This window comes from Pseudoalteromonas sp. SR45-4, from assembly GCF_014163535.1.
GTDB lineage: Bacteria > Pseudomonadota > Gammaproteobacteria > Enterobacterales > Alteromonadaceae > Pseudoalteromonas > Pseudoalteromonas nigrifaciens.
Genome location: NZ_JACJDO010000014.1, coordinates 64,163 through 87,663, shown reverse-complemented (window position 1 = coordinate 87,663; position 23,501 = coordinate 64,163). Strand labels below are relative to the sequence as shown.

The 23,501-nt window shown below is 39.2% G+C and carries 23 protein-coding genes and 2 tRNA genes; 12 read left to right on the top strand and 13 right to left on the bottom strand.

The annotated features are described in order from the left end of the window. Positions 1 to 345 precede the first annotated feature (345 nt). The 8 genes from H5058_RS08340 to H5058_RS08305 all read left to right on the top strand — a co-directional run bounded on the left by H5058_RS08340 (position 346) and on the right by H5058_RS08305 (position 6,411). The gene (locus H5058_RS08340; protein WP_011326766.1) at positions 346 to 1,278 is read left to right on the top strand and encodes a hypothetical protein; all 933 of its coding nucleotides are present in this window, start codon (positions 346 to 348) and stop codon (positions 1,276 to 1,278) included. Between the two features lie 26 nt (positions 1,279 to 1,304). After that, the gene (locus tag H5058_RS08335; RefSeq protein ID WP_011326767.1) at positions 1,305 to 2,204 is read left to right on the top strand and encodes a DUF350 domain-containing protein; all 900 of its coding nucleotides are present in this window, start codon (positions 1,305 to 1,307) and stop codon (positions 2,202 to 2,204) included. 4 nt (positions 2,205 to 2,208) lie between these two features. Continuing rightward, positions 2,209 to 3,930, top strand: coding sequence for a polyamine aminopropyltransferase (locus H5058_RS08330; protein WP_011326768.1), 1,722 nt, complete (start codon positions 2,209 to 2,211; stop codon positions 3,928 to 3,930). Positions 3,931 to 4,009: 79 nt separating this feature from the next. Further along, positions 4,010 to 4,423 carry a YjfI family protein gene (locus H5058_RS08325; RefSeq protein WP_011326769.1) on the top strand — a complete coding sequence of 138 codons (414 nt, stop codon included), beginning with the start codon at positions 4,010 to 4,012 and terminating at the stop codon, positions 4,421 to 4,423. Between the two features lie 24 nt (positions 4,424 to 4,447). Beyond that, positions 4,448 to 5,140 carry a PspA/IM30 family protein gene (locus tag H5058_RS08320; RefSeq protein ID WP_011326770.1) on the top strand — a complete coding sequence of 231 codons (693 nt, stop codon included), beginning with the start codon at positions 4,448 to 4,450 and terminating at the stop codon, positions 5,138 to 5,140. Between the two features lie 74 nt (positions 5,141 to 5,214). Next, on the top strand, positions 5,215 to 5,853 hold the full coding sequence (locus tag H5058_RS08315) for a DUF4178 domain-containing protein (RefSeq protein WP_011326771.1): 639 nt from the start codon (positions 5,215 to 5,217) through the stop codon (positions 5,851 to 5,853). Next, on the top strand, positions 5,850 to 6,170 hold the full coding sequence (locus tag H5058_RS08310; RefSeq protein ID WP_041454305.1) for a hypothetical protein: 321 nt from the start codon (positions 5,850 to 5,852) through the stop codon (positions 6,168 to 6,170). The genes H5058_RS08315 and H5058_RS08310 overlap by 4 nt, the downstream gene beginning before the upstream one ends. Before the next feature lie 55 nt (positions 6,171 to 6,225). After that, complete coding sequence (locus H5058_RS08305; protein ID WP_011326773.1) at positions 6,226 to 6,411, top strand: hypothetical protein; 186 nt, start codon at positions 6,226 to 6,228, stop codon at positions 6,409 to 6,411. Positions 6,412 to 6,436: 25 nt separating this feature from the next. Here H5058_RS08305 and H5058_RS08300 read toward each other — a convergent pair whose 3' ends face one another. The 3 genes from H5058_RS08300 to H5058_RS08290 form a co-directional block, all read right to left on the bottom strand. After that, positions 6,437 to 6,841, bottom strand: a complete 405-nt coding sequence (locus H5058_RS08300; RefSeq protein WP_011326774.1) for a hypothetical protein — start codon at positions 6,839 to 6,841, stop codon at positions 6,437 to 6,439. Positions 6,842 to 6,851: 10 nt separating this feature from the next. Then, complete coding sequence (locus H5058_RS08295; RefSeq protein WP_011326775.1) at positions 6,852 to 7,373, bottom strand: hypothetical protein; 522 nt, start codon at positions 7,371 to 7,373, stop codon at positions 6,852 to 6,854. Between the two features lie 113 nt (positions 7,374 to 7,486). Beyond that, positions 7,487 to 8,863 (bottom strand): aspartate ammonia-lyase, encoded by a 1,377-nt coding sequence (locus tag H5058_RS08290; RefSeq protein ID WP_011326776.1) that lies wholly within the window; start codon positions 8,861 to 8,863, stop codon positions 7,487 to 7,489. 291 nt (positions 8,864 to 9,154) lie between these two features. Here H5058_RS08290 and H5058_RS08285 point away from each other — a divergent pair, with 291 nt between their 5' ends. Continuing rightward, on the top strand, positions 9,155 to 9,745 hold the full coding sequence (locus H5058_RS08285; RefSeq protein ID WP_011326777.1) for a DUF938 domain-containing protein: 591 nt from the start codon (positions 9,155 to 9,157) through the stop codon (positions 9,743 to 9,745). Here the strand turns inward: H5058_RS08285 and H5058_RS08280 are convergent. From H5058_RS08280 to H5058_RS08265, 4 genes are all read right to left on the bottom strand, one after another. Continuing rightward, the gene (locus H5058_RS08280; RefSeq protein ID WP_011326778.1) at positions 9,722 to 10,861 is read right to left on the bottom strand and encodes a GNAT family N-acetyltransferase; all 1,140 of its coding nucleotides are present in this window, start codon (positions 10,859 to 10,861) and stop codon (positions 9,722 to 9,724) included. The two genes, H5058_RS08285 and H5058_RS08280, sit on opposite strands and share 24 nt — an antisense overlap. Positions 10,862 to 10,863: 2 nt before the next feature. Continuing rightward, positions 10,864 to 12,234, bottom strand: a complete 1,371-nt coding sequence (locus tag H5058_RS08275) for a carboxylesterase (RefSeq protein WP_011326779.1) — start codon at positions 12,232 to 12,234, stop codon at positions 10,864 to 10,866. After that, entirely contained in the window at positions 12,224 to 14,941 is a 2,718-nt protein-coding gene (locus H5058_RS08270; protein WP_179807270.1) for an ATP-binding protein, read from the bottom strand. The genes H5058_RS08275 and H5058_RS08270 overlap by 11 nt, the downstream gene beginning before the upstream one ends. A 74-nt stretch (positions 14,942 to 15,015) precedes the next feature. Continuing rightward, complete coding sequence (locus H5058_RS08265) at positions 15,016 to 15,471, bottom strand: Lrp/AsnC family transcriptional regulator (RefSeq protein ID WP_011326781.1); 456 nt, start codon at positions 15,469 to 15,471, stop codon at positions 15,016 to 15,018. 137 nt (positions 15,472 to 15,608) lie between these two features. Here H5058_RS08265 and H5058_RS08260 point away from each other — a divergent pair, with 137 nt between their 5' ends. Next, complete coding sequence (locus H5058_RS08260; protein WP_089367532.1) at positions 15,609 to 16,778, top strand: monodechloroaminopyrrolnitrin synthase PrnB family protein; 1,170 nt, start codon at positions 15,609 to 15,611, stop codon at positions 16,776 to 16,778. Position 16,779: 1 nt separating this feature from the next. Continuing rightward, a complete protein-coding gene (locus H5058_RS08255) occupies positions 16,780 to 17,904 on the top strand; it encodes an aminotransferase class V-fold PLP-dependent enzyme (RefSeq protein ID WP_182677633.1) in 1,125 nt (374 codons plus the stop codon). Here the strand turns inward: H5058_RS08255 and H5058_RS08250 are convergent. From H5058_RS08250 to H5058_RS08230, 5 genes are all read right to left on the bottom strand, one after another. Next, positions 17,888 to 18,376 (bottom strand): hypothetical protein, encoded by a 489-nt coding sequence (locus H5058_RS08250; protein ID WP_011326784.1) that lies wholly within the window; start codon positions 18,374 to 18,376, stop codon positions 17,888 to 17,890. The two genes, H5058_RS08255 and H5058_RS08250, sit on opposite strands and share 17 nt — an antisense overlap. 306 nt (positions 18,377 to 18,682) lie before the next feature. Continuing rightward, positions 18,683 to 18,775, bottom strand: a tRNA-Ser gene (locus tag H5058_RS08245). A gap of 57 nt (positions 18,776 to 18,832) precedes the next feature. Continuing rightward, positions 18,833 to 18,923: transfer RNA gene (locus tag H5058_RS08240), tRNA-Ser, on the bottom strand. Positions 18,924 to 19,142: 219 nt separating this feature from the next. Continuing rightward, the gene (locus H5058_RS08235) at positions 19,143 to 19,283 is read right to left on the bottom strand and encodes a hypothetical protein (protein ID WP_167376929.1); all 141 of its coding nucleotides are present in this window, start codon (positions 19,281 to 19,283) and stop codon (positions 19,143 to 19,145) included. Between the two features lie 554 nt (positions 19,284 to 19,837). Then, positions 19,838 to 20,797: a DMT family transporter gene (locus H5058_RS08230; RefSeq protein WP_182677631.1), complete on the bottom strand. Its 960-nt coding sequence runs from the start codon at positions 20,795 to 20,797 to the stop codon at positions 19,838 to 19,840. Between the two features lie 101 nt (positions 20,798 to 20,898). Between H5058_RS08230 and H5058_RS08225 the strand changes: the two genes are divergently transcribed. After that, on the top strand, positions 20,899 to 22,350 hold the full coding sequence (locus H5058_RS08225; RefSeq protein ID WP_220485809.1) for a PLP-dependent aminotransferase family protein: 1,452 nt from the start codon (positions 20,899 to 20,901) through the stop codon (positions 22,348 to 22,350). 118 nt (positions 22,351 to 22,468) lie between these two features. On the opposite strand, the gene H5058_RS08220 is transcribed toward H5058_RS08225, so the two are convergent. After that, complete coding sequence (locus H5058_RS08220) at positions 22,469 to 23,263, bottom strand: YggN family protein (protein WP_182677629.1); 795 nt, start codon at positions 23,261 to 23,263, stop codon at positions 22,469 to 22,471. Positions 23,264 to 23,501 lie beyond the last annotated feature (238 nt).

Below are 23,501 nucleotides of genomic sequence, written 5' to 3'. Positions count from 1 at the left end.
AATGGTCTAATCCCATTTAATTACATCTGTGCTTGCCTTGATGAACTGTGCCAGCCTGAGCCCGATATCGACAGCTTGTTACCCTGGAATTTTAAAACATAGGTGTAGTTCGCTAGACGCTCACGAATAATGTACACAAGTCTCCCGCGTAGGTTGGGCGAGCGCAGCGACACCCGACGATAAAGAGCATCAAAAATAGCTCAAGGAGCCTGTAGCCTTTAACAATCGTTGTATTCTCAAGTTAGAAATTCATTTTTAAAATCATTTTGTTGCAACTTCACTGTTGGTTTAATAAGTGACCTGTGTAAAACTACTGAGGTTAATTCAGTAAATCAGGTGACATGAATGTCAAATATTAAAGCTTGGAAACTTCTCAGCCTGTTTTGTTTGTTTGCGGTGCTTATGGGTTGCCAATCTAAAGAAGAGCAACTGCAAAAAACAATTCAAGAATCGATTAAAAAAGCGGAGGTTGAGCTATCACAGCTAGGTACTGCGCTTGATAATGGTAGTTTGCGTAATGCATTACTACTTAAAGAATACGGTGTTCAGCTTAAAAATCAGCAACCAGAACTTTCAAAAGTTGTTGATGTCATTACCCTTGACGCCACTCGTCAAGGTGCACTTTATAGTGGTTTAACACAGCGACTTAAAGATATTAAGGGCACCTACCTTATTCCTCCTTACGAAGATACTTTGCACAGTATTGACTTATTGCGTGAAGCTGCAAAGCCTACGTTATTTTCAGATGCGTTAACCGATCCTATTAATATGCTTGCGGATATGTCTAAAGGTAATTTAGCGCGTATTGGTGCTATTAGTCAGCAAGCTGAAGGCGCTGGAGTTGGTAACCAAATGGTGGGTAATCCTAATTATGGTAACTGGCAATCTAACAGCAATGGTACTAGCTTTTGGCAATGGTACGGTATGTATCGTATTTTAGGGGATGTATTCAATCGTGTTGAATATGGTAGCTGGAGCCGAGGTCGTAAATATAGTTATTACAACGATTACGGCCGCACGCGCTACTCAAGCCCAAAACAAATTAAAGCGCAGAGCACGCTAGAAACACGTACGCGTCAATCATATCAACGCCAAGGTAAGCAGTTTACTAGCCCTTATGCGAGCAAAAAAACGGGGGCGTCAGGCTTAAGCCGAAGTAGCTACACACCACCTAAAAGTCGCAGTAGTTATTCTCGTTCGAGTAGTTATAGCAATAACTCGGGCTCAGTTCGTAACAGCGGTAGTAGAACCTCTCGTGGCGTGAGCCGTGGTAAGTAAAAGAATAAAGTTGGAGTTAGAGTAATATGTATGAATTTAATGGAATAACAATGTGGTCACTACAAGCGCTGGCGATTGATTTTGCAATTATTGTTTTGCTGTTTGTGAGTCTTAAATATATTAAGGGTTGGGTATCTAACCTGCATGCTAATGATGAAATTACTGAGCGTGATAACTTTGCATTTGGTATTAGTTTTGCTGCGGGTTTAGTTGCATTGGCGATTGTGCTTACAGGTGTAAGCAGCGGTGCTTTTGCAGTGTCATTACAGCAAGAAGCTCTGCAAATGTTGGGTTATGGTGCACTGGCTATTTTACTTATTAAGCTTGGGCATTTCTTTCAAGATAAAGTTGCGCTGCGTAAAGTGAGCTTACATAGCGAAATAGTTAAAGGTAACGTGACTGCGGCTGTTATCGACTTTGGCCACGTTGTTAGTGTCGCCATTGTAATTCGCTCGGCATTGCTGTGGGTGGCTACCGACGGTTGGCATGGTTTACCAATTGTGGTTGCTGCTTTTGTTATTGGCAGCCTAGTGCTGTTGTTAGTGAGCCAATATCGCGTACAGCTGTTTAAGCGCACCAATAAAAGTGGTGATTGCTTACAACAAGCAATTATTGATGGCAACTTAGCCGTGGGTATTCGTTATGCCGGTTTTTTAATTGGCAGCGCATTAGCCATTACCGCAGCAACGGGGATTGCGCCTTATGTAGCCGATAATATTAATGCGAGTTTGTTGTACTGGGCTATAAGTGCAGTAGTTAGTTTACTGGTATTTATTATTTTGCACTTAGTGACAATTAAAATAATTTTATCTGGCTGTGATATTTCAGATGAAGTGAACCGTCAAAAAAATGTGGGTGTAGCCGCTATTTCTGCAGCGTTATCATTTGCGGTAGGTATAACTATGGCAACACTATTAGGCGCATAATCGAGTGTCATCAACTATAAAAAGCCCAAGTAAATTTAGTTTACTTGGGCACGATATTTTACTTATTACCGTTATGGCCGTACTCGCAGGGTGTGGCCTTATTTATGAATACTTACTGTCTCATTATGCGGGGCGGGTACTTGGCTCAGTAGAAAGCGCTATTTATGCGATGATCGGCACTATGATAGTAGCAATGGGCATTGGCGCATTTTTAGCACGTTGGTTTAAAGATGCATTTACCGCCTTTGCTTGGCTAGAAAGTATAATTGCTTTGATTGGTATGGGCTGTATTTTAGCCATTGCCGGCGTTATTGCTGTTAGCTATTCACTGCCGCATATGTTTTCGAGTATTTTTAATTTACCTCCCGACGTAGTACTCAATGGCTATGTATTTCAAAAGCTACAAGAGTGGTCGCGTTTTTTACCCTATGTATTTGGCCTTATACTTGGCTTGTTTATTGGTATGGAAATACCGCTTATTGCGCGTATTCGTCAGCATGTTTATGGCCGTTTTTTAGAAAATAACGCAGGAACAATTTATGGTGCCGACTATATAGGCGCCGGAATTGGCGCGGCTATTTGGGTTAGCATTATGTTGTCTATGCCCATAATGCAAGCAGCCGCGTGGACTGCGCTGTTTAATATAATTGCTGGGCTTGCTTTTTTATGGCGGTATCACACCTATGTACGCTTTGCCAAACTGTTATTAGCGTGTCACCTGTTATTACTAGTATTATTTGCGTTTATATTGGTATTGGGCAGTAGTTGGATGGATAACTTGAGCAATGTTTTATACAAAGACAAGGTTATTTATTCTCAAGCCACTAAATATCAACATGTGGTACTAACCGAGCGGTTAAGTAAAAATCAGCCGCAGCCAATAACCGATTTATACTTAAATGGGCGCTTACAGTTTTCTAGTGTTGATGAGCAAATATATCATTCAATGTTAGTTTACCCGGCAATGTTGGCATCAAACCGTCATGAGCGGGTACTGATCATTGGCGGTGGCGATGGGCTGGCACTTAGAGATGTTTTAAAGTGGCCGGTGAGCAAAGTAACCCTGATTGACCTTGATGGGCAATTGCTTAATTTGTTTGGCCATAAAGATGCTGAATTTACTTCGCCTGAAGATATTAGCCAGCGGTTGTTAAGCCTTAATAGCAAATCTATGCATGATCCGCGTGCAGATATTATTGTTGGTGATGCCTTTTTAGAAGTTGAAAAGTTGCTCGATCAGGCAAAGCAATTTGATACTATTTTAATTGATTTACCTGACCCTAATCATCCCGATTTAAATAAAATGTATAGTGACTACTTTTATAATCATGTACGCCAATTACTAGCACCAGATGGCGCAATGGCGGTGCAGTCAACTTCGCCTTATCATGCTAAAAAAGCCTTTTTAAGTATTGCTAAAACGGTTAAAGCGGCTGGATTTGAATATGTAGAGCAGTATCAACAAAACATTCCTTCATTTGGACAGTGGGGCTGGACTATAGCTACCAAAATGGGGCAATCGGCTAGTGGGCGAATCAACGATGTAACCGCAATGCCGATACCATCAAGGTGGATCAGTAAAGAATATTTACTGGCTAGTTTTATTTTTCCGAATAATTATTTCGAACATATTAAAGATATTGAAGTCAATAGGTTAGGCTCTGGCCAACTGTACGATTATTACCGTACAGCATGGCAAATAGAAAGCGAGTTGTATAAAAACTAATAAAACATGGTTGACATAATATGTCAGCCATGAGAATCTTAACTCAGACATAATATGTCAAACGACAAAAGGCAGAGACATGGAATTAAATGAACTTTCAATAAAATTAGCTTCTTTTGAAACAGAAGGCGCTAACTTTGAGTCTTTCTTGATTGCTAATCCAGGTGAGCAAGATGTATTACAAGTCATTGTTGATGAAAATGATGAGCTTCCAATTTTTGTTACGCAAACACAAGAGCAGTTATTATGCATTAGCTACTTGTTTGACGAAGATGAAGTTAAGCCGGAATTACGTAACGAGTTAAACGAAACATTACTACGTTTAAACGTGCCAATTCCATTAAGTGCATTTGCTAAAATCGATAATAAATACGCGATTTTTGGCGCACTGTCGGTAAATTCATCATTAGATGACATTACCCACGAACTAGTGACATTAGCCGATAATGCTATTGATGCACTAGAAGCCGTGACCATGTATTTAAACGATTAGTAGCGATTTAGTGGAGTTAAGATTATGAGTATTTTAAAAAAATTATTTACAGCAGTACGTGGCGGCGCGCGTGAAGCAGGCGAAGCAATTGTAGATAAAAACGGTATCCGTATTTTTGAGCAAGAAATTGCAGATGCACAAAATGCTTTGCACCGTGCTAAAAAAAGCCTAACAGAAGTTATGGCGAAAGAAATGCAAACTAAGCGTAAAATTAGCGCTGTAGATGCATCTATTGCTGAGCATGAAGCTTATGCTGGGCAAGCGCTGGAAAAAGGCAACGAAGCTTTAGCATTAGAAATTGCAGAAAAAATTGGCGAGTTTGAAGCTGAAAAAGCAGAGAACGAACAAGTATTATCTGGTTTTAGCAATCATATTGTAGCGCTTAAACAGCAAGTTAAAGAAGCTGAAAAGTCGATTAAAGAAAACCAACGCCAGCTAACTATGGTTAAAACCACAGAAAGCGTGCAACAAGCTACTATGGCTGTAAACAGCACATTAAACACTAACAGCTCGTCTATGACATCGGCTCGCCAATCACTTGAGCGTATTAAGCAACGCCAGCAAGACCGTCAAGATCAGTTAGGTGCAGCTAAAGAGCTTGAAGCCGATGTAAACGGCGACGATTTAAAAGCGAAAATGGCAGAGGCCGGAATTGGCGACAGCAGTCCAAAAAGTGCTGATATTTTAGCGCGTATTAAAGCCAAGCAAAATAGCTAATAATTACGTTCATATTTAAAAAGGTAACCAGGCTTTAGCTTAGTTACCTTTTTTGCTTAGAAGGCAGCCTTCCTATGTTTAATTTTTTCAAATCTAAAAAAGAGCCAGAGCGTCAGCTTAATCATGCCAGTGAGCTTAAAAAAGGTGACATGTTTACTGTCATCGATTCATTTGCTTATCCAGCGTGGTTAAAAGGGCAAACTCTTCGCGTTATTGATATACAAACCTACCAGTATCAACACAGTAGTGACACTGAGTTTGTGTTGGAAAGTGACAGCGGCCAAGTGGTATTTTTACAAATAGAGCAAGAAGATGGTGAGCAATGGGCTAACTTTTCTATAAAAGTACAACGTGATGAAGTAGAAGATATATTTGGCCTTGATCAGTTTGCGCGTATTTTTGATGAAGAGTCTTTAACGCATATCACAGTGCAAAATATACCAGAGCGTTTTACGCAGTTTTTAGCTAACAGCTATCAGCAAAGCGAATCGCCATTTGTGTGTTATTTTCATAATAAAGACTATCGCAATCAAGCTCTTCCACGTTATGAGCAAGAAGGTGGTGAGCTGTGTGAAATGATTTGTTTAGAGTCTGATGATAAAGGCTTTGGTTTAAATATTGAGATTTGGGATGGTGGCGAAACCGAAGTATCGCTTACCTTAACGCGGCCAATTACCGACATTGTTGACTTGTTTCCAGGAGACGCTAAGTGAGTGATGCTAAAGAAAAGTGGTTACGCCAAGAGCAGGCAGTGCGTGCCACGCAAATGGCATTTGATCTAAGTAGCGAAGTACAAAAGTCGATAAAAAAGCAAGCGATTGATCAAGAGCTAACACCTTCAGATATGATCCGCAAAATACTCGGTTTGGATGTAAAGTCTAAAAAAACCCGACAGCGTCTATCGTTTAATTTAAACGACGATGAAATAGCACAGCTTGCAAGCCGTTTTGATGTGCAAAGTGATGATAAGCGCGTAGTAAAGCAACGCGTTGCAGAACTTTTGATTGCTCATACAAAAAAAATTAAGTAGTTTTATGTTATAGACGCTATGCCCTTAAACTAAAAAGATAAAATAACGAGTTGCCGTGAATATAATTTTAATTGCTTACTTACTAATTTTTGCATTATTTGGTACTGCGGCAAGCTACTTTGTGCGTTTTATTTATGCGTATTGGGTGCTTAACAAAATGCCAATGCACTATATTATTAAAGCGGGGATTTGTTTAGTAATGGTGGTAATTATTTCAGCGTTAATCCCATATTTAGGATAACGCTGAAATTAAATTGTTTGCAGCATTATTTTATTTCAAAAGGTTGGCATTGCTGATTAATGCACAGTGATTGTACTTCAAGCACTGATGGGCAGTCAGTTAAGCCTTGTGCCTTATTTAGCGTGTTTTCTTGTGCTGTTATTTGCTGTGCAATCTGCTCAGCTTGTTCTTGTTGGGTATTAAGTGTTGAGTACACCGTATACTTACTTGGCCCACCGCACGCACGCGCACCTACTTCAAGCACTTTACATTGAAAGCTAGCTGTACAGCTATTGTTACTAACAATATCGTTAAGTTGACTATTAAGACTCGCTAAACTCGTTCCGTGATCATTGCTTGACGATGTTGTGCTAGCACAGCCGCTCAGTAACAAAATACTAGTAGCAATACTTACAATTGATAGTTTAATTGCTGATGGCAAACAACTCATAACCTTATCCTTAAAATACACTTACTGCTGAGCCTTCAAGTTTAACACATTTATTTTCTACACACTGCGTGCTTGGCGCAGTTAAATGTTGGCAAATACTGACCATTTGATTTTGGGCATTATAGTTACTTTCAAAAGTAGTGATTTTTTTACTTAATGCAGTGACTTGCTCAGTTGTTGCTGTTGTCGTTGAATACACTATATAACTACTTGGGCCGCCACATGCTCGGCTACCTACAGCTTCTACTTGGCACTGCGTACTGCTATCACATTGTTTATTAGCAATGAGCGTATTTAATTCATTTTTAGCTGTTTTAATGTCATCAAGAGTAACTGTTTTCATGGCAGTATTTGATAGTTTTTCGGCTGGGGCATGTAATTCTGCTTTGTTACTTTTTTGCAGTTGTTGTAGTTTTTGCTGCGATGGCGTTGTTGCTTCGCTGGCAGTTGTTTTTTCTGTTTCTGCTACGGGGTTATCTAAACAAGCGGTTAAACACAGTGGTAAAAATATAGCTAGCAATGGTGTACGCATAACAAATCCTGATAGTGGTGAATTATTCACCACTATCATACACTGTGCATTTGTTACGGCAATAAAAACTCTATTATCAAGCAATTAAAGCCGTTATTAATTACTGTGAATATTTACAGCCCGCCTTGGGTTAACTTGCTGGGGTTAAGTAGCTTTTCGAGCTCGCTGCGCGATAAATCAGTTTCTTGCTCGGCAACATCAATAATTGGGCGAGCTTCTTTATATGCTTGTTTCGCTATTTTGGCTGCTTTCTCATAACCGATCACCGGATTTAGCGCGGTTACTAAAATAGGATTTTTAGCCAGTGCCTTATCAATATTTAGCTGATTTACTGTAAAGCTAGCAATGGCTTTATCTCCCAGTGCTTGGGCGCTATTAGCGAGTAACTCTATACTTTGTAAAATATTATAAGCAATTACAGGCAGCATTACATTTAGCTCAAAATTACCTGCTTGGCCGGCAACGGTAATTGTAGCGTCGTTACCAATTACTTGGGCGCTCACCATAGCTGCCGCTTCGGGGATCACTGGGTTTACTTTGCCGGGCATAATAGATGATCCGGGTTGCAGTGCTTCAAGCTCTATTTCACCTAAACCAGCTAATGGACCAGAGTTCATCCAGCGCAAGTCGTTGGCTATTTTCATTTGCGCTACAGCAAGTACTTTTAATTGCCCTGAAAGCGCGACAATGGCATCTTGCGAACCAATATTGTAAAAAAAGTTACTGCTAGGCGTAAATCTAATACCTACGTTGGCACTGAGATTTTTAGCAAATAGCGGTGCAAATTGTGGATCGGCATTAATACCTGTTCCTACAGCGGTACCACCTTGCGCTAGTTCGCAAACACGCTCTAGGCTATGCCTTATACCAGCCGCGGCATGGTTAATTTGCGTTTGCCAGGCACTTAGAGTTTGCCCAAAAGTAACCGGCATAGCATCCATTAAATGAGTGCGGCCGGTTTTTACTATAGCGCCAACCTCGGCTTTTTTGTGTTCTAAATGCTGTGATAGTTTTTCTAGTGAAGGGAGTAATTCGTACACCACATTTATTGCGCTGCTCAGGGCAATGGCAGTAGGGATCACATCGTTAGAGCTTTGCCCCATGTTTACATCATCATTAGGATGAATGCTTTCATCGCCTAGCCGGCTTGCTAAAGTGGCAATCACTTCATTGGCATTCATATTTGAGCTAGTACCCGAGCCAGTTTGAAATATATCGACCGGGAAATGCTCATAATGGCTACCATCAATAATTTCTTGGCATGCTTGCTCTATTGCTTTAGCTTTAGTTTTGCTTAGGTGCCCAAGCTCAAAGTTGCTCTGCGCTGCCGCTTGTTTAATGTAAGCAAGGGCGGTTATAAACTGCTTAGGCATAGCTAAACCACTGATGGCAAAATTATTCACAGCGCGCTGAGTTTGCGCTTGATATAGTGCATTAGCAGGGACTTGTAACTCGCCCATGCTATCTGATTCTGTTCTAAACTGAGTCATAATATTCTTCCTTAAAAGGATTAAACCAGCGGCTGAGAATGCTCATTACGCACTCGCTTGGTAATTATTTATTGTAAGTAAACCTTGTACTCTATCTGTAGGCTGGTGTGGTAAATTGCAAGGGTTATTTGATAATAGTTATCATTACATTTTGAGCTAGGTGTTTCAATGTAAAGTACAGCTATAAAAGTATAGATTAATTAACTGGCTTTAAAGCGTACATTAGCGCACGACAAAATACGCTAAATTTGTTTTACTGTTGCGCATCAGTCTTTAACCTCGAGAGTAAAAATGATCAAGCCATTCTCACAAGCGTGTGAAAATAATAAACAGCCTATTTTAGCGCAGTTAAAACCTGTGTTAGCGAATGCCAAAACGGTGCTCGAAATAGGCTCAGGTACAGGTCAGCACAGCGTGTACTTTGCTCAGCAGTTGCCGCATTTACAATGGTATAGCAGCGACAGAGCGATTAATCATGAAGGTATTAATTTATGGCACCGCGATGTTAATTTAACCAATTTACATGTTCCCCTTGAACTTGACTTAAACAATGCGTGGCCAATAGATAAAGTGGATGCTATTTACACGGCTAATACTTTTCATATTGTAAGCTGGCAACTTGTAGAGCATTTTTTTGCGGGTGTAAAACAGCATTTAAATGACCAAGGCATAGTATGTATTTACGGGCCATTTAAATATAAAGGCGAGTTTACTAGCCAAAGTAATAACGACTTTAATCGCTTTTTAATAGAGCGCGACCCACTTAGCGGTATTAGAGATTTTGCAGCAGTTGAGCTATTAGCAAAGCAAGCAGGGCTAACGTTAATAAGTGATATAGCCATGCCTGCTAATAATCAGTTACTGATTTTTAAACGGCAGTAATGCGCTGCATTGATCTTTATAAATATTAATATGCTGGCGTTCACGTTTTAAGTAATCGCTAATTGCGTTGCTAAAGTTATTATCAACTATATGGTGAGCTGAGTAGGTTAATACAGGGGCAAAACCGCGTGCTATTTTATGTTCACCTTGTGCCCCTGAATGAAAACAGCTGAGGTTATGCTTTATTGCAAACTCAATCCCTTGGTAATAGCATAGTTCAAAGTGCAGAGAATCTACCTCTTCGCTTGCCCCCCAATACCGCCCATACAGTGTATCTGCTCCTATTAGACTAAGGGTTGCGGCAATAATAGCGTCCTCTTTTTTGGCTAGCATAATGACTAGCTTGTCGGCCATTAGCGCATGTAAAAGCTTAAAAAAGGGCATATTTAAATAGCCTAAGTGGCCAGAGCGTTTTAAATAAGTACGTTGATAAAATTCGCAAAATAGCTGCATAATTTCAGGCGTAATTTGCATCCCTTGCAGCCATTCAATAGTAATGTTTTGTTGAGTTATTTTGCTGCGTTCTTTTTTTAGTGATTTACGCTTACGTGAATTAAGCGTATTTAAAAAATCGTCAAAGCATGTAAAGCCTTTATTAAACCACTGAAATTGCACACCCACTCTAAGCATGGCGTGTTGCTCAGTGAGGTGTGTGGCTTGGGCTAAATTGCAAAAATTAACGTGCCAACCAGACCAGCCTTGCTCTTTGCTGTGCAGGTTTAGTAACTCTGTAATGTATTTATACACTAAACTAGGATTGCTATGCTCTATAGCAATACGGCTACCTTCAATGGGGCAAAATGGCACACCGCATAACCATTTAGGGTAGTACTCTAAGCCATGTTTCTCGTATGCTTCTGCCCAGGCCCAATCAAACACATATTCACCGTAAGAGTGGCTTTTTAAATAGCCAGGTGCCAGCGCAATAATATTTTCGCCCTCAAAAATAGCTAAGTGATAAGGCTGCCAACCACTTTGTTGATTAACACACTGACTTTGCTCTAATGCGTATAAAAAAGCATGTTGGGTAAATGGCTCGTCGCCAAACAAACGTTGCCAATGCGCTCGCTCTATTTGATTAATACTACTAAACCATTGATGCGAAAATGTCGCCATTACTACTTACCTTGTGCGTGTTCTACGTTTTTTATAAAGGTGCTTATTTGTTTTTTAAGCTCAGGAAAAAAGGGGTTATAGGTTAATCGTTGTAAGGTGGGATATTGCTTTAAGTTAGCAGCTGTACGTTCTCCAAGTTGCGGGCTTTTTGTGGTTTTACAGGTTTTATATAACTTTTCGCCGCCAATAAAACTGCCGCAATTACGATAAGAGGCACTAATACCATAATGCGGATTTTGTGGTGAGTTAACAATGGCAATATGCGATATACCATGGATTTTTAGACATGCTTCGCTGGCACACTGCGGATTTAATACTCTGTAATCTGCTGCAAAATTTGGGGGTAAAATAGTGCTGCTACCATAAAGCACTAGGGTATCGAGTTTTTTATAGCGACTTAAATTAGTATTATGTAGTGCATTTAATAATTTAAGGGTGGCATGGCTATCAATTGTCGCGTCAATATCGCTTATTACGCTAAATACAGGCAATGCCAAAGCAGGGCGCTTACTTAAGTTTTTAATGCTAACCAATGACATTGCATCATATGAGGCTGCTGCAGCATTGAGTGGAAACGACTCATACTTAGCAAAATCAACATCGGCGTCTTTATCTATCCAATTTAAAAATGGGATTAAATCAAGCCACTTGGCTATCCAACCTTGTTTATTATGCGGCTCGGAGCCCGGTGAAAATAACATAAGCGCCGTTATTTTTGATGAAAGCGCTTGCGTGATTGCATAGTCTATAAGTAGTGCGGCCCCCGTAGAGTAGCCCCCTAAAATAACCTCATCAAAGTCTTGTGTTGTGCGCTCTATAGCGTAACGCACAGCTTGTTGCCATTGCTGTAGGTCTACATCTTGTAACGCACTAGCAGCACTGCCGTGGCCGGGTAACAAAATAGTGCGTACGGTATAACCTTGCTGATAATACACTTGGGCTAAATCGTGATAGGTAAAAGGAGAGTCGGTAAGGCCGTGCACGAGTAATACCGCTTTTTTACTTTGTGAATGTTTTAACTCAAAAGGAGCAATAATGTCGGCAATAGTGGGGTTAGGCTTACGACTGCCTTGAGTAACTAGTTGCTGATACGTTTGAGTAAATACAGGGCATGGCATAGCAGCGCGAGGATTAGCTACACTAATATACTGATACGCATGATTGAGGTAGCTATTAAATGGGGCACGCGCTTGGTAATCAAAATACGCTTGGTGGTGATCCTTTGTATAGCGTAATAGGCCTTGCTGTTTACTCTTTTTAATAAATTCAAAATCGCTTGCCTGCGCAATACAATTTTCAGCGACAGCTAAGTGAGGCAAAAAGCTAAGCATACAAGTTAAAAATATTTTTAAAAACACACTATTATTGTTCATAAACCACTGCATATTGAGCAAGACACTCGGTTAGCTTAATTAGTTCAAGCGGTTTTGCAAGGTGTTGATTAAAACCAACCGCCTGAGCGTGTGCTTTGTCTTCGGGCATAACGTCGGCAGTTAAGGCAACAATTGGCAGTTCCTCAGCCGTTTTAAATTGCCTGATTAGGGCCGTTGCTCTATAGCCATCCATTACTGGCATTTGGCAATCCATAAACACGAGGTCAAAATGCTGTTTTTTTATAATATTAACTGCAAGCTCACCATTTTCAACAACCTGTGGCACAATTTTTAGTGAGCCAAGCATGGCTTTTATAACCATTTGATTAACCGGGTTATCTTCGGCCACTAAAATTTTTAAAGCGGCTATATTAGTATTATCTGTAGGTTTTATAAGGGGGTCTTGCGCTTTAACCGTCTCTATTTCTAATGTAAATGTAAAAGTAGAGCCTTTATCAAGCTCGCTATGTAGCGCTATATTTGCATTCATTAATACACTAAGCTCTTTGGCTATGGCTAACCCAAGGCCGGTGCCACCAAACTGCCGAGAAGTAGAGTTATCGGCTTGAGTAAATGCACTAAATAACTTTTCATGTTGAGTTGCTTTTATACCTATTCCGGTATCAATAACGGCAATTGTTAGCTGTGCTTTATTGGGCGCAATAAGTTGCGTATCTACATTTAAAGTAACACTGCCAGCGTTAGTAAATTTAATAGCGTTACTGCATAAATTAAGCATTATTTGCTCTAATCGCATTGGATCGCCAACAAACCAAGTGTCTTTAGGGATGTTGCTATTTATTTTCCACACAATTGCTTTGCTTGCAGCACTTTGTTCAAACATAGTATTAATGCGCTGAATAAGTGCGGTTAAATCAAATGGAATACGTTCAAGCACTAGCCGTTTTGATTCAATTTTAGATATATCGAGAATATCGTTTATCAAATTTAATAAGCTTTTAGATGACGAATTTATTTTATCTAAATAATCAATTAGGGTATTGGCGTCGTCTTCTTTACGGGCAAGCGAAGAAAAGCCAATAACAGCATTTAGTGGCGTGCGTATTTCATGGCTCATATTAGCTAAAAATTGACTCTTAGCCCGGTTAGCCAAATCAGATTGCTTTTTTGCTTGTGCTAACGAATAAGTACGCTCTGCTACTTGGCGAGTAAGTGCAATTTGCTGCTGATTAAACAGTAGTAAAATCAATAAAATTAATGAGCATACAACTACTTGAAGTATCAGCAGCAGTAAGGTGAGTTGATTATTATGTTGAGCTAAAAAGGCATCTTTAAGTGCCAGTTTTACGATCCATTGTTGCCCGCCAAAATCGACATTAAACGATATTAGCTTACTGCCTTGTGCAACATTAAGATTGTTTGAGTTACTGTAAAATGCGGGTTTGTTTATATCTTCATAAATAGCAATCGAAAACATTTTAGACTGCTGCTCAGTAATGGCCTGCTTAATAATTTGAGGGACTAAAAATACGCCTGTGGCATAGCCTTTAATAGTTTCTTTTTCATTGGATTGAGAATATACAGGCGCAAATAATAAGTAAGCAGCATCAGAGTGCTCAGTTTGTACGAGTTGAATTATTTTAGTTCCCACTGGCTGATACTTTATTGCGGGGTTGAGTAAGGATGCTTTGCGATCTGGGTTTGAATATACATTAAACCCAATTGCTTTTTGGTTGCTATTAAGCGGTGCTATATATTTTACAATAACGAGTGGATCGTTTGGCTCTAAAGGTTCACCAATAACATCATAATTTAAGTTATAAATGCTTGAAATTTCTTTAGAGAATGCTTGGCGTTGATGAGATGGGATTTTTACATTCCATGATAAAGCTTTTATAAATGAGTGCTTAGCAAGTAGGGTGTTGGCATATTGATTAAAGTCTTGCTGGCTTAATGTTGGCGATGACTGAACTTGGCTAGCTAAACTTTGCACAGCAATAATGCTGCGATTAGTATAGCGGTACAGGCTGTTTTCTATCACTTGCACTTCGCGCTCAGCAATTTTTATCGCATTAATACGGCTTTCACTATCGTATAATTGTGTGGTGGCCGCTACTGATACAAATAAAATGCAACATACCGAAAGTGTCGGTAGCACCGAAATATTATAGTTATCAGACTTCTCTGGTAATAACGAAAGTAAAAATGGAGTGGCAATTAACACCCCTAAAATATCACCTAACCACCAGTAAGTTGTGTTTTTCCAGTGATTATCTGCACTGTACATTGCATTAAATTGGCTTAGTGCAAACACGCCAAAATTAGCCGAAATTAAACTGACTAAAACACCTACAACTACAATAAAATAAATAATGTTTTGGCGCTTTTTAAGGCGCAGAGGGTGGCCTAACCAAAACTTTAATATTGCGGCCCCAACCATGGCCTGCAATACCACCCCAAAGGCAATATACATAGCCTCGTTTAATGAATTTCCTACCAATACCATTTCATGAGTTGTATTAGCAAAAAAATTTAAATTAAATGCGAGAGCCGCTAAAAATAGCGCAGGAATAAATCGCCACCACCACACAAAGCAGCCAACTAAGGCTATACCAGCAGGTAACCAAACCGGAATAATTTGCGAGTCAAAGGTTAGCTTGGTAAGTATTACTCCTACAAAAAAATAGGCTAAAGAAAAAATAATGTAAAAAACACTAGAGTAATACTTGGAGTTAAAATTTTTCACATAAATCCCTGTACAAGTAATATTCCCAATTTAAAATATCAGTATAGCTAACAGTAAGTTATTTGCGGTATTTTTTATAATGGTAATTGTTTTTTGCTAAAAGACTGCTTTAACACCACGGTTGATTCTATATTAGCGATACAGCTTAAGCTCCCTAGTTGATGCTTAACAAACTGCTCATAGCTTTCTAAATCATGCGCAATTATTTTTAGTAAATAGTCGTAACTTCCCGATATTACCGAACACTCTAGCACATGAGTGAGCTTTTCTACGTGTTGCTCAAATTGCCGGGCAGCACTGGCCGAATTTTGATTTAAACGTACAAATGCATACACCAAAACGTTTAGTTTAAGTGCCTTGGGGTTAATAGCAGCGTGGTAGCCGGTAATAATACTAGCTTGTTCTAGCTTTTTAATTCGTCTAAGGCAGGGCGTATCTGAGAGGCTAATATGACTGGCAAGATCTGCAACAGACATTCTAGCGTTGGCTTGTAAGGCAATGAGCAATTGCTGATCTTTTTTATCGAGCATATATAGATTCTTATTAATTATTTTTATATTTGTAGTGATTATTGCTAATGATGTTGATAATTACTAATTTTTTTAGCGTTTTACCCTCATTAAACTCTGTTAGCATTTAGTGATAACTATAATAACAGGAAACAATAATGAGCACCCATACAGCCATTTTTGATCGATGGATAAGAAGCGCCTTCCCACAGATAAACAGCGAGCTTGAGCAACTTTACTGGCAACAAGATGATAAAGCCAATGTAGAGGGGTTGGGAGAGCCTTTAAAACAGCAATTAAAAGATGAAGGTAACGCATTAATAAGTAATTTATTAGCGGAGGGAAATACCGATGAAGGTTTTGATAGTGCGTTTGATTTACTCGGTAATGTAGGGCTTTTTATGGCGGCGTGTCGTCGTCATGAAATTACCGAGCCAAGCCGTGAGACCACATCGCCATTGGTAGAAGCGTCGGCACTAGCAATGCATATAGGTGCCTCTATTGGAGTAACGCCACGCTTTGCGACTGCCCATTTAACCACGCACAATAAAGCGCTAAATGGCACGTATAAACGTTTTACTAATTTACCCGACGAAAAACTATTTATTGATTACAACACCCAAGGTATTTTGGCATATAAACGCGCCAGCGATGCATTATTAAAAATATTACCATTAGGTATTTCGCACCCCACCTGTGCCGAGCTATTAAAAGTAGCAAAACAAGCGTTAATAGATGTAATTGAATCGAATAATGCACTTTATACCCAGTTAGACACAGAGCGCTTTTTTAATTGTGTGCGCCCTTATTATAAACCGCATCGAGTAGGCAATGAGATATACAGAGGTGCAAATGCGGGAGATTTTGCCGGCATAAACGTTATCGATATGCTACTTGGGCTGTGTAATGCCAACGAGCCAAGTTATTCACAAATGCTGGTGGATAAGTTTTTATATATGATGCCAGAAGATCAGCAAATATTGCGCGAAGCAATGCGCATGCAAAGCTTTATGGATGACTTTTTACAGGCGCAGCAATATAAAGACAATGACTGGTTTAAATACCACGCAAAGCTATTTATTCAGGTGTGTAAATTACATGGTGACACTGCAATCGGTCATCATAATCAATTGGTTGAAAAATTTATTGCGCAACCGTCAAAGCAAATGCAACAGCAACATATGAGTAAAGTAACAGCCAGTGGCCCACCATTACATGTTTTGCTCGATTCGTTAGAAAAACTCCGTGATAAACGTGCCAGCGCTAAACGCGATGATATAAAAACACGTTACGACGATATAAACTTGCTAAAACAGTGGATTAAATAAGATGAATCAACACGATTTTTGTATGGCCGAAGGCTGTTATTTATTAAGCCACTCAGTAGGGCGTCCACTGAAAAATAGTCAGCAGCATTTAGCGGCTCATTATTTTTCGCCGTGGGAATCGTCAAATAAAGAACCCTGGCAGCAATGGTTACCTGCAGTAGAGCAATTTAATACCGCATTAGGGCAGTTATTTAATGCGCCTAGCGAGCAATTTTGTCCACAAGTTAACTTATCCAGCGGCTTAACCAAATTGTTAATGTCGCATCCGCGATTACAGCAAAAAAATTGCAAAGTATTAATGACGCAAAGCGACTTTCCAAGTATGGGCTTTGCGATGCAAAAAGCTTTGCCAAAATGCGCGCAAATAACATTTATTCCTGAACATGAAAACTTAACCGATATTACCGTTTGGCAGCGTTATTTAACGGATAACATAGATTTAGTTTTTATCAGTCACGTATATTCAAATACAGGGGTACAAGCCCCTGTACACGATATTGTTGCTTTGAGTAAAAAAACGAATAGCTTATCAATCATTGACGTTGCGCAATCTGCAGGGGTGATACCGCTTGATTTAACCGCCTTAAATGCTGACTTTATGATTGGCTCTAGCGTTAAATGGCTATGTGGCGGCCCTGGTGCTGCTTACTTATGGGTTAACCCACAGCAAATAGCTGTTTGTGAGCCTAAAGATGTTGGCTGGTTTTCTCATCAAAATCCCTTTGAGTTTGATATAAATCATTTTATTTATAACAAGGGAGCGCTTAAATTTTGGGGCGGTACTCCCTCAGTTGTACCTTATATTATTGCAGCCAATAGTATTGCCTATTTTGCCGCATTGGGAATTGATAAAGTTAGGTCACATAATTTAGCAATGCTTGCGCTTATTCAGCAACAGTTGGGTAAATATGTTGTGTCGCCCATGCTGCAGCATCAATGCAGTGGTACTGCTATTTTAAACTTTAACATGCAGCAACAACATGTATTGAATGAGCTTAATAGTGCAGGGATTAGTGTGGATGCCAGAAAGCTTGGTATACGAGTTTCACCGCATATATATAATAGCGCCGACGCAATATATAAGTTTATAGCGGTTATAAAAAAAGCGATTAAGGTTGTTGACTAAGTTGCTCTTTTTGCTGATTTAACGCCTCTATTTGTTGCTGTGCTTGCCCAATTAAAGCATCGTATGACTGTTTAAGAGCTGATGTTTTAGTTGCAATCGCATTGGCAATAGAGGAAGCCCCTAAACGATTGGCTTTATCTTGCGTCATGTAATCAATTTGCTGTTTTTTTTCTGTGTATTGCTGCTGATATTGTTTAATAGCCAGTTGGTAGCGTTTTATATCACGATTAATTTGCTGCGTTTTTAAGTAATCATCAACAGAAGTATCTGTTATTTTACTGCTAGCAGTTGTATCGCTATAGGCTGTGGTTACATTAATATTTTTTAGCGTAATGGCTTGTGCATCTAGAGCACAGGGCAGCTGGCTAAATGTAGGAACACCTTTAATAACGCATTTATAAACAGTAATGTTTTCTGCCAAGCTAAAGGTTGGCGCGGTTAAGCAAATTGATAGCAATATAACCCGGATCATAGTTAAACCTAAATTGGCTTAAAGTTAAGTTAATCATGCCCTAAGTTATAGTTTGGTACAATTTGTATAGTTTTATAAATTTTAGGCATAAAAAGCCACAACTAAGTGGTTTAAATTAAATATGGTGGAGAGGGAGGGATAGATTTGCTTACATCCATGTAATCAATCGCTGCGCGACGCTTGCAGCGGCCCAAAATGTTCCCGACATTTTGTTGAACCCTGTCGAGGGATCTCACCCTCCCAATTTAGTCTTGGTGTTAAATTATAGGCACAAAAAAACCACAACTAAGTGGTTTAAATTAAGTATGGTGGAGAGGGAGGGATTCGAACCCTCGATAGAGCTACAAACTCTATACTCCCTTAGCAGGGGAGCTCCTTCGGCCACTCGGACACCTCTCCAACGCATAACCGTTTTTTTATTGATGGAAGTAAAAATTAAAGCCACCAATATAAATGTGGTGGAGAGATAGGGATTTGAACCCTAGATAGGCTACAAACCTATGCCGGTTTTCAAGACCGGTGCATTCGACCACTCTGCCATCTCTCCGTGACGCAGAATAATACTTAGGTCATACGCATGTGTAAATAGCAAAAAGACTGTTTGCTTAAAATTTAGGCTAAAATGAGGTTTTTTTTGTAAATAAGGGGAAATAAAGACAATTTTAGTAGAATTAAATAGGTTGCAGCAAGCAGTGGGAGCTAAATAAGAAGCTTTATTTAGTGGTTGGGTGCTTGCTGCACCGTATAAATAGTCATGGTTGTGTGACTATTTATATTGAGCTGTGCTACCAAGAGCGAGTCTTTTACCGAAGCGATTAAGCTTTGCTAACATTTTAGCTTTACGATTTGTTGGTTTAACGGCAATGTGAGTAGCAGCTGTTTCATTTAATGTGTTAATTGGGTTCATTACTTAACTCCGAGTTGTGGTTGGTGAAAACGGGGGCATTCTGCCTCTTAATTGTTTAAAAATAAAGCGATAAAAATTGAGCCCGAAGCATTAGTTATTTTAATCCGAAAGGATTTTATTAACCTGCCGTTCACTTGGTGGGTTTGGGTGTTTTTGCATTTTTATTCACGCCGTTAGTTTTTAAATCCCTTTTGTTATGGGGTCTCTGTGTTTGTTTTTATTTTTAATGCGATAAAAGCATTCTTTTTTGGTTATTTATTCAGATTAAATTATTTTAATTAAATGATTTTTTATGCTGTTTAATTAGTGTTTATAAAATTAACTTTATGAGCGTTAAAAAAATTCCAGTAAAGTTCTAAAAAAAGTTGGTGTAATGCACTTTATATTTGCATTGCATGGGGGAATTACTTAGCTTTTTAGCAAAATGGTGTTTTTAATAAAGTTAGTATTACTAGGAGTTATAACGAACACTTGGCAGCTGTTTTTATATTAACCAATAAAAAAGCGCCTACTTTACAGTAGGCGCTTTTGCGTTAGTTGCGTTAATAACGCGTCTAACTGGGGACAGAGCCTCTTCTAGCAACCGCTCTGTTTGCTAAAAAGGCATTAATTCGTTTTGTTGGGGTAAGCACTATGGCGTTACCAAGTAGTACTAAGCTAAACCCTGCAAAGGTATTTGCATGCCATTCAAAGCCTTCATAAAAGCTGCTTAGTGTTACCGCAACTAAAGGAAACAGTACGATGACATAGCTGGCTTTTTCGGGGCCAATATTTTTTAACAGTGCAAAGTAACAAGCAAAGGCGATTACAGTGCCAAAAATAGATAAGTACAATAACGACAGCCAATAGCTAGTAGGTGCAGTGAAATTAAATTGCACGTCGCTTATAAATACATATAAGGCTAAGCCAATGGCACTGTATAACATGCCCCAAGCATTACCTTGTAACACACCAATTTGTTTGCGTGAATTACGTACACTTACCATGTTTCCTAATGAAGCCACAAAGGTGCCTCCAAGAGCAAGTAGTAACCCGACGAATGCACTGTTACTCAAGTTGAGTTGCTGTAATTGTGGCCAAAACAAGCAGGTGATACCTAAAATGGCAAGTACAGCACCGGTATAAATTCGTTTTGAAATAGGTTTGCCAAAAAATAATCGGGTATTAACTATATTCATTACTAATAGCATTGAAAAAGCAATCGAGGTCATTGCAGAGCTAAGGTGATTTTGTGCCCAGTAAAGCATTAAGTAATTTAGGCCAAAGTTAAACAGGGCCAATAATACGAAAAAACCATGATCGACTAAATTAAATCGCATTTTAGGTTTTTTGTATGCCACATATCGCATTTTAGGTTTTTTGTATGCCACATATAACCACATTAATAATGCCGCGATTGCAAAACGATAAAATAGCGATAGTTCAACAGCAATATCGCCTAGCTGAAACTCTATGGCCAACCAGGTTGAGCCCCAAATTAAAACAGTTGTTATATATAGCGCTGCACTTTTCAATACTGCTCTCCAAAGTCGATTAAGCTGCTATTTTAAAGCTTATCTGTATACTTACCATATACAGAAAATGGAATATGTAACCTATACAGATTGAGGGTGTAATGATTTTAAAAGCGGTTAGCCATCAAGGTCATGAGTTTTTGTACCAGCAAGTTATTCAACTGATCAGGGATATGAGTGCTCAACAGGCTTTATTGCCCTCAGAAAAGCTGCCGTCATTACGTAAAATGGCTAGCAACCTTAATATAAGTATTCCTACGGTAAAGCAGGCCTATCAAGCGCTAGAAGATCAGGGGGTTATAGAGGCACGCGAAAAGTCAGGCTACTTTTTAAAAGCCGTTAACATGGCAAGCAGCTTACCAAAACGGGTTAAGTTAAGCCGCGAGCCCGTGATTGTAAACAAGCAGGCGCTGATTGAGCAGGTATACACAGCCATTCATCAGGCCCATGTGGTGCCTTTTGGAGTAGCTAACCCGGTTGCTGCGGCACCAACCGATAAAGCCTTAGCCAGAAATATGCGCCGAGTAATGACACTTGCCGGTAGTAGCGCTATTAATTACGGGCCACTGGATGGTTATGCACCGTTAAAAAAGCAGCTTATTCATCGCTATTTAGACTTTGGCATTGGTATTAATATGGATGAAATGGTGATCACTAATGGTGCGCAAGAAGCACTGGCAATTGCACTCAAATGCGTAACTAAGCCCGGTGATGTAGTGGCCATAGAGAGCCCTTGTTATCACGGAATTATAGAGTTAATAGAAAGTTTAGGCCTTAAAGCACTAGAAATACCTTTATGCCCAGATAATGGTATTTGGCTAAACGATTTAGCGCAGGCGCTTAATGAGCACGATATTAAAGCGTGTTTATTTTCTACGGCTATTAGTAATCCGGTTGGTAGTTTTATGCCAGATGAAAATCGAGAACAACTGGTGGAACTAGTTGAAAGCCATAACGTAGTGCTCATTGAAGATGACGTATATGGCGACCTATACTTTACACCCAAACGAGGTACACCGGCTATAGCGTATTCCAAAAAAGGCTTGGTGCTAAGTTGTTCGTCTTTTTCTAAAACGGCTGCCCCTAGTTATCGAGTTGGTTGGCTTATTGCGGGAAAATTTGCAGGGCAAGCTAGGCGTTATAAAAGAGCATTGAGTTGTTCTACCTCACTAATTAATCAATGGACGTTATCAGAATTTGTTTTTAGCGGTGAATACGACCGTAATTTAAAAGTACTTAGGCAGCGTTTACGCACTAATAAAGAGCATATGCGACGTTGCTTACAGCAAGCTATGCCAAAAGGTACACGGATCAGCGATCCACAAGGTGGCTGTGTTATTTGGTTAGACTTAGGCAGCGAGTATGATAGCCAAAAGCTATTTTTATTAGCGCTTGAGGTAGGTATAAGCATTACTCCAGGGTTGATATTTTCAGCTTCAAATAAATACAAAAGCTGTATAAGGCTAAGTTATGGTGTGCAGTGGAGTGAGCAAATAGAGCAAGCAATTGTCACACTGGGTAAACTTACCTTACTAGCAAAAAAAGTAGCCTAATTTAAGGGGGATCAACAGCTTGTAACAAGTTTTGCGGCACAATAAAAAACAGCCGTTAAGTTTTAAGCGTAACGGCTGCAAAGGGATGTTAAATAATCACCTAAGTGAAGTTTGCAAACTAGTTTTGTTTAAAGCTAAATAATTGGTAACCTTTAAGTTCAGGTACTTGGACTACTAACTGCTCTTCTTGTTTAGCTATATTGGCAAAATTTTCGCATAAGGCATTGGCACGCTTTTCGAGCGCATCGGCATGCTGCTCTACTTTTTCTTCTATTTGCGTACCCATGTTTTCCATACGTTGCTCAAAGGCTTGCATGTCGCCTCCTGAGCCAAGTAATTCAGAACCTAAAGCAACTAAAATACTCCCCATAGATTGCATTACAGCCGACTCAACAGCGCTCTCTATTTGTTGTTCGAACTGCTGCTCAAAGTTTTCACCAAATTGATTAAAACTTTGCTGGCCCATAACAAAGGTGTCTTGTTGATAAAAAGTATTTTGTACTTCAAGTTTAATGTCGTCCATTAACGATGAGATATTATCGAGGCCATCAATATTAAAAGCATTAGCAACTTCTTGCAGTGCAACACCGGCAATTTTAACGCCTTCTAAGGCTATATCTGCTACTTCGGGTAATTGCGTGCGTAAACTACCTGAATATTGAGTTAGCGCCTTTTGCTGGGAATGATTAAGCGCTACCGATTCACCATTAATGGTTAAATTGCCATTGGTATTAAATTGCATAGTTTGCTTATTGGCGGTAAAAATCTCTAGTTCGTCAGGCTTAATACGTACATCATTTTTAAATTCTACATTACATTGCTCATTATTAAATGACACGGTTGAATCGTTATCATTATGCGCCATAACGGCAGGTGCACATATTAAAGTGCTCACTAATAGTAATTTTTTCATATTTATTCTCAGTTTTTTATTGATGATAAATAAGTAATAACAAGTTTAGTGCCAATGTTTTTTTATTATATTAAACAATAAGTTGGTTTTATTTATGTTATTAACCATAGCAAGGTTTATTATAAAAAAACTATTTTTTAGTCAAATTGGCTAAAGCTAGAGCAATAATTAATTTTATTTATCGATACGATAAAAAACTCTCACTTTCCATAAAGCTAATTTAGCGCTATTTATTCAC